The sequence below is a fragment of the Desulfohalobium retbaense DSM 5692 genome, assembly GCF_000024325.1.
Taxonomy (GTDB): Bacteria; Desulfobacterota; Desulfovibrionia; order Desulfovibrionales; family Desulfohalobiaceae; genus Desulfohalobium; species Desulfohalobium retbaense.
In genome coordinates, this window is record NC_013223.1 from 2626352 (window position 1) to 2641879 (window position 15528).

16 protein-coding genes are annotated in these 15528 nt (G+C 49.0%); all 16 read right to left on the reverse strand.

Annotated elements, in window-relative coordinates:
• Window positions 1–35 precede the first annotated feature (35 nt).
• On the reverse strand, window positions 36–797 hold the full coding sequence (locus DRET_RS13510; protein ID WP_167317806.1) for a class II fructose-bisphosphate aldolase: 762 nt from the start codon (window positions 795–797) through the stop codon (window positions 36–38).
• 29 nt (window positions 798–826) lie between these two features.
• Window positions 827–1315 (reverse strand): ferritin-like domain-containing protein, encoded by a 489-nt coding sequence (locus DRET_RS11575; RefSeq protein ID WP_015752733.1) that lies wholly within the window; start codon window positions 1313–1315, stop codon window positions 827–829.
• 15 nt (window positions 1316–1330) lie between these two features.
• On the reverse strand, window positions 1331–2176 hold the full coding sequence (locus DRET_RS11580) for an FAD/NAD(P)-binding protein (RefSeq protein WP_015750653.1): 846 nt from the start codon (window positions 2174–2176) through the stop codon (window positions 1331–1333).
• Window positions 2169–3218, reverse strand: a complete 1050-nt coding sequence (locus DRET_RS11585) for a 4Fe-4S dicluster domain-containing protein (RefSeq protein ID WP_015750654.1) — start codon at window positions 3216–3218, stop codon at window positions 2169–2171. The genes DRET_RS11580 and DRET_RS11585 overlap by 8 nt, the downstream gene beginning before the upstream one ends.
• The gene (locus DRET_RS11590; RefSeq protein WP_015750655.1) at window positions 3218–4174 is read right to left on the reverse strand and encodes a 4Fe-4S dicluster domain-containing protein; all 957 of its coding nucleotides are present in this window, start codon (window positions 4172–4174) and stop codon (window positions 3218–3220) included. The genes DRET_RS11585 and DRET_RS11590 overlap by 1 nt, the downstream gene beginning before the upstream one ends.
• A 27-nt stretch (window positions 4175–4201) precedes the next feature.
• Window positions 4202–4648: a hydrogenase iron-sulfur subunit gene (locus DRET_RS13870; RefSeq protein ID WP_015750656.1), complete on the reverse strand. Its 447-nt coding sequence runs from the start codon at window positions 4646–4648 to the stop codon at window positions 4202–4204.
• Window positions 4615–6597: a CoB--CoM heterodisulfide reductase iron-sulfur subunit A family protein gene (locus DRET_RS11600; RefSeq protein ID WP_015752734.1), complete on the reverse strand. Its 1983-nt coding sequence runs from the start codon at window positions 6595–6597 to the stop codon at window positions 4615–4617. The genes DRET_RS13870 and DRET_RS11600 overlap by 34 nt, the downstream gene beginning before the upstream one ends.
• 85 nt (window positions 6598–6682) lie before the next feature.
• Window positions 6683–7585, reverse strand: coding sequence for a CoB--CoM heterodisulfide reductase iron-sulfur subunit B family protein (locus tag DRET_RS11605; protein ID WP_015750658.1), 903 nt, complete (start codon window positions 7583–7585; stop codon window positions 6683–6685).
• 2 nt (window positions 7586–7587) lie between these two features.
• On the reverse strand, window positions 7588–8229 hold the full coding sequence (locus DRET_RS11610; protein ID WP_015752735.1) for a 4Fe-4S dicluster domain-containing protein: 642 nt from the start codon (window positions 8227–8229) through the stop codon (window positions 7588–7590).
• A gap of 117 nt (window positions 8230–8346) precedes the next feature.
• Window positions 8347–8571 carry a MoaD/ThiS family protein gene (locus tag DRET_RS11615; protein ID WP_015752736.1) on the reverse strand — a complete coding sequence of 75 codons (225 nt, stop codon included), beginning with the start codon at window positions 8569–8571 and terminating at the stop codon, window positions 8347–8349.
• 7 nt (window positions 8572–8578) lie between these two features.
• Window positions 8579–10459, reverse strand: coding sequence for an aldehyde ferredoxin oxidoreductase family protein (locus DRET_RS13515; RefSeq protein WP_015752737.1), 1881 nt, complete (start codon window positions 10457–10459; stop codon window positions 8579–8581).
• Window positions 10460–10509: 50 nt separating this feature from the next.
• Window positions 10510–11814 carry a TRAP transporter large permease gene (locus DRET_RS11625; RefSeq protein WP_015752738.1) on the reverse strand — a complete coding sequence of 435 codons (1305 nt, stop codon included), beginning with the start codon at window positions 11812–11814 and terminating at the stop codon, window positions 10510–10512.
• Window position 11815: 1 nt separating this feature from the next.
• Window positions 11816–12343: a TRAP transporter small permease gene (locus tag DRET_RS11630; protein ID WP_015752739.1), complete on the reverse strand. Its 528-nt coding sequence runs from the start codon at window positions 12341–12343 to the stop codon at window positions 11816–11818.
• Between the two features lie 33 nt (window positions 12344–12376).
• The gene (locus DRET_RS11635; RefSeq protein WP_015752740.1) at window positions 12377–13375 is read right to left on the reverse strand and encodes a TRAP transporter substrate-binding protein; all 999 of its coding nucleotides are present in this window, start codon (window positions 13373–13375) and stop codon (window positions 12377–12379) included.
• A gap of 72 nt (window positions 13376–13447) precedes the next feature.
• Complete coding sequence (locus DRET_RS11640) at window positions 13448–14302, reverse strand: NAD(P)-dependent oxidoreductase (RefSeq protein WP_015752741.1); 855 nt, start codon at window positions 14300–14302, stop codon at window positions 13448–13450.
• Window positions 14303–14364: 62 nt separating this feature from the next.
• On the reverse strand, window positions 14365–15528 hold the full coding sequence (locus tag DRET_RS11645) for a UxaA family hydrolase (RefSeq protein ID WP_015752742.1): 1164 nt from the start codon (window positions 15526–15528) through the stop codon (window positions 14365–14367).

A 15528-nucleotide genomic window follows, 5' to 3' on the forward strand; every position in this document is an offset into this window, starting at 1 on the left:
ATTTTTTTACATATATTGAAATTTATAAAAATATATCATACAAAGCTAATACTTACAAGATGCTTGTATATGAGCTCCGACAATCTATATTTATTGTCACTATTCTTTTTATTTAAAATATATTTTTTTATTTCAGAATGAAAATTTATTTTTGAAGCCCCAAGCTTCGCAGCAGTCTTAGGGCCATTTTCTTTTATCCTGCTAGCTCCATGAATTGCTATAGGTATTTCTATATTCTTACACATATACGATAAAACACTAACATCTTTTAAACCTGACTTTGGTATTGTCAAAGCCAAAAAATCTATATTTGTTTTAGCTATAAATTCGTTAGCTATATCTATACCATTATAACCATAATTTCCTAAAACCATCAAATTTGTTAAATCCCCAAGTTCCCCTTCTATATTTGAATTTGATGCATGGGCTAAGCAAGCAGCTTTTCTTGTATGCTTCATATTTTCATAAAATGGAAGATTTGACCCGTCATACATAACAGAACTAAATCCCATATCTAAAGCCATCAAGACAGCATCTATATCTTTAGCATGATTTAAATGCACAGCAACAGAAACAAATGATTTCTCCGCAGATTTTATGGCTTGCAGACCTAGGGCTTTAAGACTTTTTGGAGTAAAATCATTGCTATCCACAGACAACATCAAAGGAACGCCCAAAAACTCTGCTGCACTTATTACTTCACTGATCGAATCAAAATCATAAACACTAAAACACCCAACAGATGTGCTATTCGACTTTGCTTCTGTCAATATTCTTTTTGATTCTACCAAACTCATATCATTCACCATTTAAATTTAACATTATACTAAATCTTCTTATATAATTTGAGCATGGTCCGCAACTTGCGCAGATGGTCGCTTTCTTCTTCTATGCACTCCTGCACGAACCGTTTTTCACTTTCGGGCACGAGTTCACGCATTTCCATAAAAAACAAGATGGTGTCCTTCTCAAAACCCATGGCGAAGCGCAAGGCCTCGGCCTCGCTTTGCATATGGGTCAAAATGGTGTCCCCAAGCCCGTCGCCGAACAGGATGTGTGATTCGACGAGGGATTCGAGATATTCCTGATATTCCTGGTCTGTGGACCAGGCTGGGAGTTCAAACTGACCAACCCGCTGCAGCAGGCCCTGGAAGGTCTCCCGGTGTTTGATCTCCTCTCCGCCGAGATAGAGAAACAGATCACGGACCTGCTCATTGGCCGCCTTGCCGGCTACCCGCTTGTAAAAGCTCTCGCCTTTGGTCTCGACCTGAATCGCGGCCTCAACGATATCGCCGGCTGTAAAAATTCCCGCCATGACAACCTCCGCAGACTAGAGCTCCGAAGGGAGCTGTTTGAGTTGGGCGTAGGAGAACACCGGCCCATCGACACAGACATAGTGGGTGCCGATGTTGCAACGGCCACATAGGCCGATGCCGCACTTCATCCGTTTTTCCAACGTGGTGATGATCTGCTCGTCCTCGAAGCCGAGTTTCTTCAAGGCTTCGATGGTAAACTTGATCATGATCGGCGGGCCGCAGGTCACGGCCACCGTATTTTCCGGAGAAGGTTCCTCCTCAAGAAGAACGTGGGGGATGAGCCCGACGCGTTTGTCCCAGTCCGGGTGTTCGCGGTCTACGGTCAAAACGAGGTCCAGATCGTCGCGGGCCTCCCATTCAGGGATCTCCCCGCGGTAGGTCAGGTCATACGGTCCGCGTGCGCCGTAGATGAGCTTGATCTGGCCGTAGTCGTCGCGGTTGTCGAGCATGTACAAAAGCAGGGTCCGCAAAGGGGCCATGCCAATGCCGCCGCCGATAAAAAGGATATTTTTGCCCTGCATCTGCTGGTAGGGAAACCAATTGCCCAGCGGCGCCCGGACACCCACCTTGTCCCCGGCTCTGAGGTCGTGGAGCTTGGTGGTCACTTCTCCGGCTCGCATGACGCTGAACTGGAGATATTCCATGCGGCTTGGCGGAGAATTGATGACAAAGGTCGACTCGCCAGTACCGAAGACGGAAAGTTGGCCGACCTGGCCCGGCTCAAAGGAAAAGGAACGCATCTTTTCCTCGTCGTCCAGGGTGACCCGGAAGGTTTTGATATTCTGGGTTTCCTCTATGACCTCCTGGATAGTCGCCAGTTCCGGGAGGTAGGGGTTGTCGTTGGTACAATAGTTAACCATTGGCCTCCTCCTTGGCGCGCAGGACTATTTCCCGGATATCGACCGCGACCGGGCAGTGTTTGATGCAGCGCCCACATCCACAGCAGGCGATCGCCCCCTCATGCAGATCCGGGTAATAGCAGAATTTGTGCCCCACCCGGTTGCGCAAGCGGTGGGCCTTGGTCGGTCGGGGGTTGTGCATGCTGGCTTCCAGGGTGAACAAAAAGGACATGCAGGTATCCCAGGTCCGCACTCGGCGCCCTTCATACCCGCTGCCTTCATCGGTGATATTGAAGCAGTAGCAGGTCGGGCACAGATAGGTACACGCCCCGCAGGCGATACATTTCGCGGACATAGCTTCCCAGAAGTCCATGTCTTCAAAGAGCTTGAGGAGCTTGGCCGGGACGTCGGAAAGATCGGGGGCAGTGCCCATGGCCGCAAGGGCTTCTTCGTGTTGGGTCTTTGCCGCCGCTTCTTTGCCTCCGGCCTCGCCAAAGAGGGTGGAGGAGAGCAGGGCCTCTCCGGTGTCGGTGCACGCTTCGGCGACGTAGCCGCCCTCAACTTCCGTGAGCAGGACGTCTGAACCAGTGGTGTCTGCAGGGCCGCCTCCCGTCCAATGACAAAAGCAGGAGTTCTCAGGACGTTTGCAGGCAATACTGACAAACGCGGTCTGCTCCCGACGAGACTTGTAAAACGGGTCACACACGGCGTCCGAGGTGTAGACCCGGTCGTACGTGGCAAAGCCGCGGGCACCGCAAGGCCGGCAGCCGACTACCACTGCGGCCGGAGCCTCGGGGCGGGATTCGATCTCGATGTCGTTGCGGCCCGGATCGTCCTCGCGTTTGGTGTATTTGTAATGCACCAGCTCCTCGGTCTGCGGGAAAACGACCTCTTTAGGAGGGGTTGTCGGCTGGCGGTCCAGCACGAGCTCGGCCTGCTCCGAAAAGGGGGCGAAGACCACGCTCTGTTTGTCCTGAACCGGTACATAGACCTGTCGCGTCTGTTGCAATTCGGTCAGCCAACGCGGGAGATCCTGAGCGGCTATGAATTTGGTCGCACCCATTACCATCCTCTCTCGTTGATCTTCGCCTCTTCCACTTGGAACGTGAACAGCGGCGGTGTGGCTTCGGGGTCTGTGCCTGCCTCGAAATCGAACATCTCTTTGATCTCCCTGTTCATTTTGCGCTTGAGCGTCAAAATGGGGATATCCATGGGGCATGCCCGCTCACATTCCCCGCACTCGGTGCACCGGCCGGCCAAGTGCTGGGCGTGGATGATCTGGAAAAGCCATTTTTCAGCTACTCCGGTCTCCTGACTGATCCATTGCGGGTCCCGGGTCTGGGCGATGCAATGGTCACGGCAGACGCACATGGGGCAGGCGTTGCGGCAGGCGTAACAGCGGATGCAGCGATCGAGCTGGGCTGTCCAGTACTGCATGCGTTCGTCGTAGCTCATGGCCTCGAGGGCTTCGAGATCCGGGTCCGTCGGATCCTTTACCGGCTCCCGCGGCTCGCCAAGGACCTGGTCGGCAATGATCGGGTTGGGGTAGCGGCAGGAGAGGCATTTTTGGGGCCGCAGCTCCGCAATAGAGAGCCGGTGGTCCCCGGAGTCGGTCTGCACCACCAGAGCGTCACCTTCCTCGCGGACCTCGCGAACAAAGCCAGCCTCTGGCCCGAGGGCTTCTTCGACCTTGGCCAGATCGACGATGCCCTCGCAGGGCAGTCCGAAAACAGTCAGGTTCTCCCGCTCGATCAAGGATTCCTCGAGCAATTGGACAATGGAGCGGCTGTCGCAGCCCTTGACCACGACCCCGACCTTTTTGCCCTTGAGTCCCGGCAGATAGGTGGCCAGATTGTGCACGCACAGCGGCCCCCAGGTCATCTTGTCCAGATCGCCCTGTTCACGAATGAAAAGCGGGGTGGCATGCAAGGGATCGAACCCCGTGCCCCAGGCGATCACCATGTCTAACTCCGGCAGTTTGTGCCGGATTGCGTCTTGTAATTGTTCCAGTTGCGACACCCTGTCCTCCTCTGGGTTCGATGGATGCTAGGCTTGAAGGGCCGGAGCGCATTGCTTTTCAATGGCCGGGGCCGGTCCCAGGGTGTGGATGCGCTCGGTAAAGCGGGTAACGACGGTCTGCCACCGTTTGCCCTCAGAGGCGGAGACCCAGGTGTACTCAAATCGTTCCGGATCGATGCCCAGCACCGGCAAGGTCCGTTTGAGCAGCTCCAGCCTCCGGCGGGCGTAGTAATTGCCCTCAGAATAGTGGCAGTCCCGAGGGTGGCAGCCTGAAACGAGCACACCGTCCGCCCCGCCAAAAAAGGCCTTCATGATAAAAAGCGGGTTGGCGCGCCCGGTGCAGGGCAGCCGCACAATGCGCAAATCCATCGGCTGTTCGAAGCGCGAGACACCGGCGGTGTCCGCCCCGCCGTACGAACACCAATTACACAGAAAGCCCACTATGCGGAGCTTGTTTCCATCTTGGGCTGACATAAGGCACTGACCTCCGCGAGGATTTGATTGTCGGTGAAGTGTTGGAGCTGGATGGCGCCCTGGGGGCAGGTCACGTTACATATGCCGCAGCCCTGGCAGACCGAGGCGATGACTTCGGCCTTGGGGTTGCCGCCGCGGTCCTGGCTTTCCTGAATGGCGCCGAAAGGACAGGTGTTCACACACTTGAAACAGCCCACACAGCGCGCCAGTTGGACCTGGGCCACTTGCGGATCGGCTTCGAGTTGATCCTTGGAAAACAGGGCCAGGACCTTGGAGGCCGCCGCGGACCCCTGTCCGACAGAGGCTGGAATGTCCTTGGCTCCCTGGCAGGCTCCGGCGAGATAGACACCGGCGGTGTTGGTCTCCACCGGGCGCAGCTTGGGGTGGCTTTCCATGTAGAAGCCATAGGTGTCGTAGGAGATGCGCAGGGTTTCGGCCAATTTTTCCGCGCCGTCAGCACATTCCGCTCCGACCGCGAGAACGACCAGGTCGGCGTCGATCTCCACCTGGGTGCCGAGCAGGGTGTCCACACCCCGCACAACATAGCGCTCGCCCTTGGGGTAGATCATCGAGACCCGGCCGCGGATATAGTTGGCTCCATATTCCTCCATGGCCCGCCGGGTGAATTCGTCGTACATTTTCCCAGGGGCCCGGATGTCCATGTAGAAGACATAGGACTGGGATTCGGGGAGGTGGTCCTTGGTCAGGATCGTTTGCTTGGCCGTGTACATGCAGCAAAAGCCGGAACAATAGGGCCGGTTTACGGACTTGTCCCGACTGCCGACGCATTGGATGAAAACGACGTTTTCCGGTTCCTTGCCGTCAGAGGGGCGTTTGATATGCCCCCCCGTGGGGCCGGAGGCGTTCAGGATTCGTTCGTACTGCATGGAGGTGATGACGTCGGCAAACCGCCCGCCGCCGTATTCACCGTATTTGGAATGGTCAAAGAGATCGTAGCCGGTGGCGGTGATGACCGCGCCGATCTTTTCGGTGACGATCTCGTCTTGCATCTCGAAGTTGATGGCCTCGGTCGGGCAGACCTTGGCGCAGACGCCGCATTTGCCTTTGGTGAAGCGACGGCAATAGTCCGCGTCAATGGTCGCTTTCTTGGGTGTGGCCTGCGGGAAGGGGATATTGATGGCCGTGGTCGTCGAGATGCCTTCGTTGAAATAGTCGTAGGCCTTTTTGCTGGGGCATTTTTCCATGCACAGGCCGCAGCCGGTGCACTTCTCCCAGTCGACATAGGTGGCCTTGCGCCTGACCGTGGCCTCGAAATTGCCGACATAACCGCCCAGGGACTCGATCTCCGAATAGGCGTACAGGGTGATGTTCGGATGCATGGCGACGTCGACCATTTTGGGCCCAAGGACACACGAGGAACAGTCCACCGTGGGGAAGGTCTTGTCGAGCTTGGCCATTTTCCCGCCGATCGTGGAGGACTTTTCGACCAGCACGACCTCAAGGCCGCCGTCAGCGCAATCGAGGGCGGCCTGAATGCCGGCCACGCCTCCGCCGATGACCATGACCCGTTTGGTGACGTCGAATTTTTCCGAGATCAAAGGCCGGTCGCGGCGCAGTTTTTCCACGGCCATGCGGATGAGTTCAGAGGCCTTGTCCGTATTGGCGGCGACGTCCTTGGAGACCCAGGAGACGTGCTCGCGGATGTTGGCCATCTCAAACATGTACGGATTGAGGCCGGCGCGTTGCACCGCCCGGCGAAAGGTTGGCTCGTGCATGCGCGGGGTGCACGAGGCCACCACCACGCCATCCAACCCCTTTTCCTGGACGGCCTGGACGATCCCCTCCTGGCCCGGTTCGGAACAGGCGTACATGGTGTCTGTGGCAAAGGCCACTTCCGGAAAGTCCCGGGCGGTTTCAGCCACTTCCTGGACGTTGACTGTTCCCGCGATATTGCTGCCGCAGTGGCAGACAAAAACGCCGATTCGCATTGCGTTGACTCCTTGCTTAGGCTGCCCCGATAAACGGGGCTCGGTCGCGACGGTTGCCGTTAGGTGAGCGGATACCTGACCCCGGTCAGGAGGCGGCCTCGGCGATGGCCCTGGCCTTGGCCTTGTTCAGGACATCCTTGGGACTCACCGCGAGTTTTTCCAATCCGAGTTCTCGTCCCGGCAGGCCCAGCGCCAGCCCCAGCAGCTGGGTGAAGTAAAAGACCGGTATGTTGTGGTTGGCGTTTTGGGCCTTGTTGATCTGTTTCTGCCGCAGATCAAGGTTCATCTGGCACAGCGGGCAGGCCGTGACCATGGCCATGGCGCCGACATCTTCGGCCAACGACAACAATTTATGGGAAAGATGGGTGACAACGTCCTTGCGCGGGATCCCGTAGGAGGCCCCGCAGCATTCGACCTTGAGCGGGTAGGGCAGTACCGTAGCCCCGCAGGCCTCCAGGACGCGGTCCATAGCCGTGGGGTTCTCGGGGTCGTCGAACTGCATGACATCAGGGGGACGATTCATGATGCAGCCGTAATACGGGGCCACGAGCAGACCGGTCAGTGGTTTTTGGACCTTGGAGGCCAGGGCGTCCACCCCGATGTCCTCGACAAGGATCTGCAGCGTGGATTTGACTTCGAGGTTTCCTGCATACGGCGTTTCCAAAAGTTCGTTCATCGCCGTGAGGCTGTCGGGATCCTCGGCCTTGCGGGCGGCCACCTTCAGATTGGTCAGGCAACTCGGACACGGCGTGGTCACACAGGTCGGCTCGAGTTGCTGAGCCAACTGGAGATTGCGCAGGGACAAGGCTCCGGAGAGCGTGTGGTCAACGGTGTGAGCCGGTGTCGAACCGCAGCAGCTCCAGTCCGGGATGTCCCGGAGTTGGATGCCGAGTTTGTCACAACACGCCCGGGTGGATTTGTCGTAATCCGTGGCGGTTCCTATCTGGGAGCACCCAGGATAATACGCATAGATGGTCTCGGAGCGCATGCTTACTCTTCCCTCCTCAGTCGGCGCAGCCACGCGGCCACTGGACTCATACGTTCGGCCTGAAACGGACGGTAGGCTTCCCGCCCTTGTTCCTGTTTTTCCATATAGCGATCAAAAATTGCGGCGACGTGCTCCTTGCCCTCAATGTTGTGGGGGGTGAAGCTGAGTTTGCCCTTGGCCATGACCGTGGGGCCCAATTCGGCATCGGTCATGACCCGTTTGCTGTGGGCGATGTACGAGGACATGGCCCCGAGTTCATAGACCCGGCCGTGTTTGTGGACCGATTCCAGGAAGGCGTCATAAAAGAGTTTGACGTTGCGCTCAGTGACGTAGCCTTCCCGGCGGGCCATATGCCGTAAAACATCCATGACCTGGGCCACATCGATATTGTTGGGACAGCGGGTGGTGCAGGATTGACAGGTGGCGCAGAGCCAAAGCGACCGGCTGCGCAGAACCGTGTCTTTTTGTCCCGCCTGAACGAGGCGCATGATCTGGTGCACCGGGATGTCATAGACGAAGGTGTAAGGACAGCCCGCCGTGCAGTTCCCGCATTGGTAGCACAGGGCGACATCCTGGTGACTTTCCTCGTTGACCTGTTGGGTAAAGGCAGGGTCGGTGTGGGTGGAAAGATTGATGGTCTGCATAGGGCGTCTTTTCCTCGCACTTCGTCAAATTTGAAATCAAAAAAATATAAGGCATGCCAGTAAATTTTATTTACTGGCATGCCTTAAGGAGGTTAGCGAAAGAGGGAACCGAGTCACTTAACCACCGCCAATAGAAGGAATCAACATGACATTGTCATTATCTGTAAGCCTAGTATCAAATTGGGATATCTGACCGTTAACTACAACAATTGCCACATCGTATTCATTAATTTCAAACTTTTTAAGTATATCAGAAACCGTAGAATTATCTAAAACCTCCACCTTACCAGTAGAGACTAAGTTGGTATTTAAGTTCGAAAAAAATTTGACATTAACAATCATTAGCCCCTCACATGTAATCTTCAATCCAATCTATATCTAAATCAACAAGCCGAGCATGAGAAGGACGACCTTCTTGATCCCAACCACAAACCTTATAGTATAGTTCTATTGCATCACGTAATTCTTGTTCATCAATCTTTTGACCTGCAAGAGGGCCATCGGGAAAAGGCTCATGCCAACGCGAAATGACACGATCATCATCAGAACCAAGCCCTTCTCTAATATTAAAAAGACGACTCATCACAAGGGAACGCTCACTGGCTTTTACAATTTCAAATAAACTTGTATCCCAACCAGTTATAGCCCTTACAGATTCAACTAAATTATGAAATGTCATGGCATGGATAGGAACTGAACAAAAATTACAGATAGATAGCAAGTTGTTTATACCCCACGCCAACTGTCCTAAATGAAAAAAGCGAACTTTGGCTTCATCTGTGCTAAGGGGTTCGACAGGATCTGTTACACCCAAAGCACTTAAAGCCTTAAAACCTTCCCCCTGAAAAGCAGTATCATGGGGGCATTCTACATGGTCAGCACCAGTTGAGCTCAGGGCATAGCCCATAGCCATCCCGGTCTTTCCCCGACCGTCATGAAGAGGAAGATCGTTGCCTTTAATATGGAAAGCATAGTTATGAGACCCTTTACCAATTTTTTCAGAAGCTCTAATCATTCCTTCAGCTAGGATGTCTCCGATCCCTTCTCTACGAGCAATAGTTTCTGCTAGCCAGCAAATAGACTCCGCATCACCCCACTGAAGTTCGCATCCGATATCTGAAGAAGATAAAATTCCATTTTCGAAACATTCCATGGCAAAGGCAATCATGTTACCTGTAGAAATTGTATCTATACCATACAAATTACAAATTTGATTAGCTCGGGCAATAGATTTTATATTACCATTAAGTAAGTTGCTTCCAAAAGCAGCCAGTGTTTCATACTCAGGACCACCATACTTAGGATCAAGAGGAAATTTAGGATCATCACTCTTTACAGAGCGCTTGCAAGCTACTGAACACATATAGCAAGTACTAGGTTTATGAAAAATTTCTTTTTCATAGTTTTCCCATTCAAGATTTTCGTGCTGATCGAAAGTGCCGTATTTGAAATTCTTGGTAGGCAAAATTCCTGAAGCATTCAAACCTTTTACCAAAACAGATGTGCCGCCAGTCGACAATCCCTTATTTGGTGGGTGGTTTTTAAGTCTATTCCTATGCCATTTATTAATTTCCTTGACAGCCTCAGGGTCAGCGAAAGAAGGCTTTTGTGAACCTCGAACGGCAATTGCCTTGAGGTTTTTTGAGCCCATAACACAGCCCATGCCAGTGCGACCATTGAAATGCTCTATGTCATTTGAAATATTGGCAAATCGAATAAGATTTTCACCACCAGGACCAATACTGGCAACTCGAACTTTTTTATCGCCGAGTTCTTCCTTGATCATCTCCAATGTCTGATAGTTATCCAACCCCCAAACATTGCGAGCATCTTTAATCTCAACATGCCCATCGACAATACTAAGATATACAGGATATTGAGCTTTTCCCTTGCAAATAATTGCATCATATCCTGCAAACTTAAGCTCTGGTGCAAAATACCCACCGGCTTCTGACTCCCCAAAACAATTCGTTAAAGGAGACTTAGAAGCAACTGTATAGCGATTATACCCGGAAATTGGAGCCCCACATATAACGCTTGTAGCAAAAACCAAAATATTTTCTGGACTAAGAGGTTCGACACCAGGTTTGAGCATCTTTAAAAGATAATATGAGGCAAAAGCCGAACCCCCCATATAGGTTTTGTACCATTTCTCGCTTGGTTCTTCAACGAAAGTTTCAGAACTAGTTAAATCAACATGAAGAATTTTACCAGTATAACCAGACGCCATTTTAAACCTCACTAAATTTGAAATTTATAGTATATGAAAAGTCTTCTAAATTATTGACCATAACCTAAATATGCAGGAAGCCAAGTTGACAGGTCAGGAACAAAGGTAAGAAGAAGGATACACAAGAGCAGGGCGACCAAGAAAGGCAATACACCTATCGCAAGCCTTTCGACAGAAACATTAGCAATTCTTGATGCAACAAAAAGATTGACCCCAAGCGGAGGTGTTAAAAGCGCCATTTCATTAGTTACGACAAGAATAATCCCAAAATGTATCGGATCAATTCCAACAACAGAAAACATCGGCATTAGAACTGGCACCAAAATAATAATTGTTGAGAGTGTTTCCATAAACATTCCCAAAAAGATCAAAACACCGATGATCATAAGCATTATGATATAAGGATCAGAAGAAACCTCTAACACTGACTGAGCCAAGCGCTGAGGAGCTTGCTCAAAAGTTAATATTTTCCCAAACAGGGTAGAAGTTCCTACAATAATTAAAACAGAGCCACATATCATTGCACCTTCAAGAAGAGACTTGTATACAGATGACAGATTAAGTGCTCGATTAATAAAAAAACCTACAAATAAGGCGTAAACAATAGCTAGCACTGATGCCTCAACTGGGGTACAAAGACCAGAGTAAATAGACCCCAATATTATCAAAGGAGTCACCAATGAAAAAAAACTTCGAAAACACGACTTCAAAAAATAACTAAATTTAAAGTCTTTAGCTTCTAGATCACCAGAAAACCCTTGGCGCCTAGCTACAAGCCAAGCAGTAGTGACCATTACAAACCCTACAATAAAACCAGGTATAAACCCTGCAGTAAACATGCCAGTGACAGAAACGTTTGCCAAGATAGCATATATGATCATTGGATTACTTGGCGGAATAAGCAAACCAATTGTACCACCAGAGGATGCAGTAGCTCCAGCATACTCTTTACTATAGCCATTTCTGAGCATAGCAGGAACCAAAAGCGTTCCTACCGCAGCAACAGTTCCCGGGCCAGAACCTGAAATTGCAGCAAAAAAAGTACACGCCAGGATTGTGGTTATACCCAAGCCTCCAGAAATTTTACCCACGATTTGATTCACAACGTCAACAATTTGCTTTGTTATATTTCCATACTCCATTAGAGTTCCAGCAATTACAAAGCAAGGTATTGCCAAAAGAGGAAACAAATTAAGTCCGTCAAAAATTGAGTTATGAATTACAGATAATGGCAAATACCCACCATATATCAATGCAATACCTGAAGATATTGCAAGACTCATGAAAACAGGCATCCCGATCAAAAATAAAACAACCAAGCTGGAAAGAGTTATTGTGAGTACAGAGAATTCCATATTATTCTGCCTCCATTTCAAAGTCTTGCAAAACAAGCTCCGAGAGAGTTCCTCTTTTAAGCCGAATTATATAACCCTCAATAATTCTCCAGCTCATTAGAACAAAACCAAATGGAACAACAAGTTCTACATAGGCCTTAGTGATGTGCAGTACGGGAGACACTTCAGGATATTTAAGAGCCGTTTGGATCACGTTCCAACTTAACCAGGCAATATAAAGATTAGCAGAAACCCATAGGGCGTCAGCTACAACCCTAAAAAACAAACGAACTTTATATGAAAAAACCAAAAATTGTGCTGTAATACGCACATGAGAACCATGCTTAGCGACCAAAGCAGCAGATACGATGACCGTAGCAAGAAAAGAAAACCTGCTAAGCTCTTCAGTCCAGGCAATGCCACCCCCTGTGAACCATCGTGCACTCACCTGTATAATGAGGCATGCAACCATGAGAGCTGAAGTGGAAACGCAAACTATCTCTTCAAAATAATCATAGATTTTTTGTGTCCAACGAAGTATAAATCTCATAATTGCATGCCTCCAATAACCTATAACCAGACTTTACTTGATGATGTCGACAACCTTATCAACAGTCTCTTTGCCACCAACTTCATCATAGAATTCTGACCAAAGAGCACGAGCCTTGGACTCCCAAACTTCTTCGTCATTAAGTTTGTGAAGCTCCATTCCGTGATCAAGGCATTGCTGCAAAGCTTTTTGTTCTTCTTGGGCAGACCAATCCCATTCATATTGAGCAGCCTCTTTTGCGGCACTTGTAACCAACTGCTTATTTGCTTCAGGCAAATTTTGATACCAAGTTTCACTGAAAAGCATTGGACCTACCCAAAGGAGGTAATGCAATTCTGTAATATAATCCTGTACTTCCCAAAATTTCTGGTCGCGATTAACAGAATGGGGGTTTTCTTGCCCATCAACCACACCCTGTTGAAGTGCGTTAAAGGTTTCATCCCATGCCACAGGATGAGGATTCACACCCCATGATTTAAAACTTTTAATTTGAACATCCACAGGAGGTACGCGAATTTTTAAGCCTTGAAGATCGTCAATGTTGGTGACAGGGTGCTTTGAATTCGTAAGATGACGATAGCCGCCAATCAACCAAGAGAGAGGCCTTGTTCCACTTTCTTGAGCAATCTGATCAGCTATTTCATTATTAAACTCATCGTGGTTGAAAAGCTTATAAGCTGATTCAATTTTTGGAAACATGTAGGGCATGTAATAAATTGAGGCTTGACTAGAAAATGGCGTCAAATTACCGACAGCCAAAACAGCAAGTTGTATTTCATTGGAGCGCAACTGCTTCACATTAGCTTGCTCGTCACCCATTGAGCCGCCATAAAAAGTAATTACTTCTATCTTGCCATCAGACTTTTTTTCGACAATTTCTTTAAATTTATCAATGGCAGTTGTGTGCAAACTCCCTTCGGGGTTTGCAGTAGCTGCACGGATTGTCATCGGTTTGTAATCTTGGGCTGCTACATGCATTGGAATTGAAACGAAGCACGTAAACAAAAGAGCAATCAATAATCTAGCCTTCATAAAGCCTCCAAATTAAAAATTTTACAAATTGCCGTTTACATTTACACTACACTCCCCAAAAAAAGTTATTGGTTATAAAACTTTGAAAACTGCATTACAGTCTTCCTGGCCATAACCCTCATCATGTGCCCTCATAAACTCTTTAAGCGCAGACTCCATTGTTTGAAGGTCAAGATTCCAGTCTTTACTCATTTCCAGACCAATTCGAATATCCTTTAGGGCTAAGTCTAAAGGAAATCTTGATTTATAATCTTCTTCAGCTATCCAGGGGCCACGTACATCCATCTGGAAACTGTGGGCCCCCGTATCGGCAAGAAGCTCCAACAATTTTTTCCTATCGAGTCCGGCCTTATCACCGACTTTCATGCCTTCAGCTAAAACTGCGACATTGGTCATTCCAATCATATTCGAAATGAGCTTAACAGCACATGAGGCTGCAACTGGTCCAACATAATTCACTATCCCAATTGAGCTTAGTATATTTTTTATCTTTTCATAAGCTCTCTCATCGCCACCAATAAACATCGGTTCTTCTGCTTTTTCAGCATGAGCAGGTGTCTTTCCAAGTGTGCATTGTATGTAGCTAATATTTTTTTTATTTGCTTCTTTTTCAAGCGTTTCAGCTGTACTCGCATCAATAGTTGATAACTCTACATGCGTGCTATTGGCGTTTAACTTTTCATATAAACCGCCATCGTTCAACATTACATCTGTTACATGTTGAGGCAAAGGCAAACTAGTGAAAATAACATCGGAACTTTTAAGCTCATCAATAGAATTAGCTTTTTTCCCGCTTTCACCAACTGATACAGTTTTTTCAATCGCTTCAGCACTCAAGTCAAACACATCAACTGAATAACCGTTACGAATTAAATTTCTAGCTAGCGGGCCACCCATTAAACCAACACCGATAAATCCTATACGCATACTTAACTCCATTTACATCTTTATGGGGGCAAATCATATCGCCCCCATAAAGTCATAGAATGCTAGGCACTTCTATAAAGTTTAGTAATGATGAGCTCTTTATGGCCAAGGACCTCAGCAGATGTCTTTCTTCCACCGCACGTCCGCTTCACCAAGTCAACAAGCCCATCACCCGACTCATCCAAGGTCATCTCGCCACGCAAAATCCCTGAACAATCGTAATCAATATGCTCGCTCATCGTTGAGCATGTCAGCGGGTTAGCGGAAAGCTTGATGACAGGCTCAACCGGGTTCCCAATAATGTTGCCTTGCCCAGTTGGAAACAAATGCACAACGAAGCCAGCGGCAGCACAAAGCGTCACCATTTCAGCCGCAGCTGAAGAGGAATCCATGAACCAAAGCCCTTTACCTGTGGGTGCCTCCGCCGGCTCCAGCACGCCAACATACTGGCATTTTTTACCAATTTTCTGTAAATTCCCAAAAGCTTTTTCTTCAATAGTCGTCAACCCACCGCGGATATTTCCTTTTGTAGGTTGCGAGCCAGAAAGATCGTCGGTTTTATTTTCGTTAATAAATTCGTTATAATCTTTGAACATTTTATAAAATGCTTCACCAACTTCTGGTGTAGCCGCCCGTTCTTTACACACCATTTCTGCACCAGTAATCTCACTGGTTTCACCAAAAACGGCAGTACCGCCTTTCTCAATGTGCTTATCTAAGACATTACCAACGGTTGGATTGGAAGCTAAGCCAGAAGTGGTATCAGACTCTCCACATTTTACAGAAATCCAAATCTCAGAAGAGTCAACCTCTTCAGGCTTTATTTCAGATGCATAATGCACATATTCTTTTGCTTTTTTGCTTGCCATATTGATGGTATTAAAGTCACCATTACGCTCAATCGAAAAACCTTCAACCGGCTTTCCAGTAGCTGCAATTCCGTCTACGACCTTTTGAGTCCATTCAGGCTCAATGCCAATAACCACACAAGCTGCCACATTTGGATTAGATCCCAGACCAATCAATGTTCTAAATGTCAACAGCAAATCTTCGCCAAACTGAAGTCGGCCATACGCGTGTGGAAGAGCAAGAGTTCCTTTAACATTATTTTCAACGGCTTCACATGCAGCATTAGACAAATCATCCAATGCCAAAATAGCTACATGGTTGCGAACCCCAACACGACCATTTTCGCGACGATATCCAAGAACTTTACCGAAACTCAT

Coding starts and splice junctions, on each gene's coding strand:
- DRET_RS11575 (WP_015752733.1), bottom strand. CDS start 1,315: ATGGCGGGAATTTTTACAGCCGGCGATATCGTTGAGGCCGCGATTCAG.
- DRET_RS11585 (WP_015750654.1), bottom strand. CDS start 3,218: ATGGGTGCGACCAAATTCATAGCCGCTCAGGATCTCCCGCGTTGGCTG.
- DRET_RS11605 (WP_015750658.1), bottom strand. CDS start 7,585: ATGCGCTCCGAGACCATCTATGCGTATTATCCTGGGTGCTCCCAGATA.
- DRET_RS11615 (WP_015752736.1), bottom strand. CDS start 8,571: ATGATTGTTAATGTCAAATTTTTTTCGAACTTAAATACCAACTTAGTC.
- DRET_RS11610 (WP_015752735.1), bottom strand. CDS start 8,229: ATGCAGACCATCAATCTTTCCACCCACACCGACCCTGCCTTTACCCAA.
- DRET_RS11635 (WP_015752740.1), bottom strand. CDS start 13,375: ATGAAGGCTAGATTATTGATTGCTCTTTTGTTTACGTGCTTCGTTTCA.
- DRET_RS13870 (WP_015750656.1), bottom strand. CDS start 4,648: ATGTCAGCCCAAGATGGAAACAAGCTCCGCATAGTGGGCTTTCTGTGT.
- DRET_RS11600 (WP_015752734.1), bottom strand. CDS start 6,597: ATGCGAATCGGCGTTTTTGTCTGCCACTGCGGCAGCAATATCGCGGGA.
- DRET_RS11580 (WP_015750653.1), bottom strand. CDS start 2,176: ATGGTTAACTATTGTACCAACGACAACCCCTACCTCCCGGAACTGGCG.
- DRET_RS11640 (WP_015752741.1), bottom strand. CDS start 14,302: ATGCGTATAGGATTTATCGGTGTTGGTTTAATGGGTGGCCCGCTAGCT.
- DRET_RS13510 (WP_167317806.1), bottom strand. CDS start 797: ATGAGTTTGGTAGAATCAAAAAGAATATTGACAGAAGCAAAGTCGAAT.
- DRET_RS11645 (WP_015752742.1), bottom strand. CDS start 15,528: ATGAGTTTCGGTAAAGTTCTTGGATATCGTCGCGAAAATGGTCGTGTT.
- DRET_RS13515 (WP_015752737.1), bottom strand. CDS start 10,459: ATGGCGTCTGGTTATACTGGTAAAATTCTTCATGTTGATTTAACTAGT.
- DRET_RS11625 (WP_015752738.1), bottom strand. CDS start 11,814: ATGGAATTCTCTGTACTCACAATAACTCTTTCCAGCTTGGTTGTTTTA.
- DRET_RS11630 (WP_015752739.1), bottom strand. CDS start 12,343: ATGAGATTTATACTTCGTTGGACACAAAAAATCTATGATTATTTTGAA.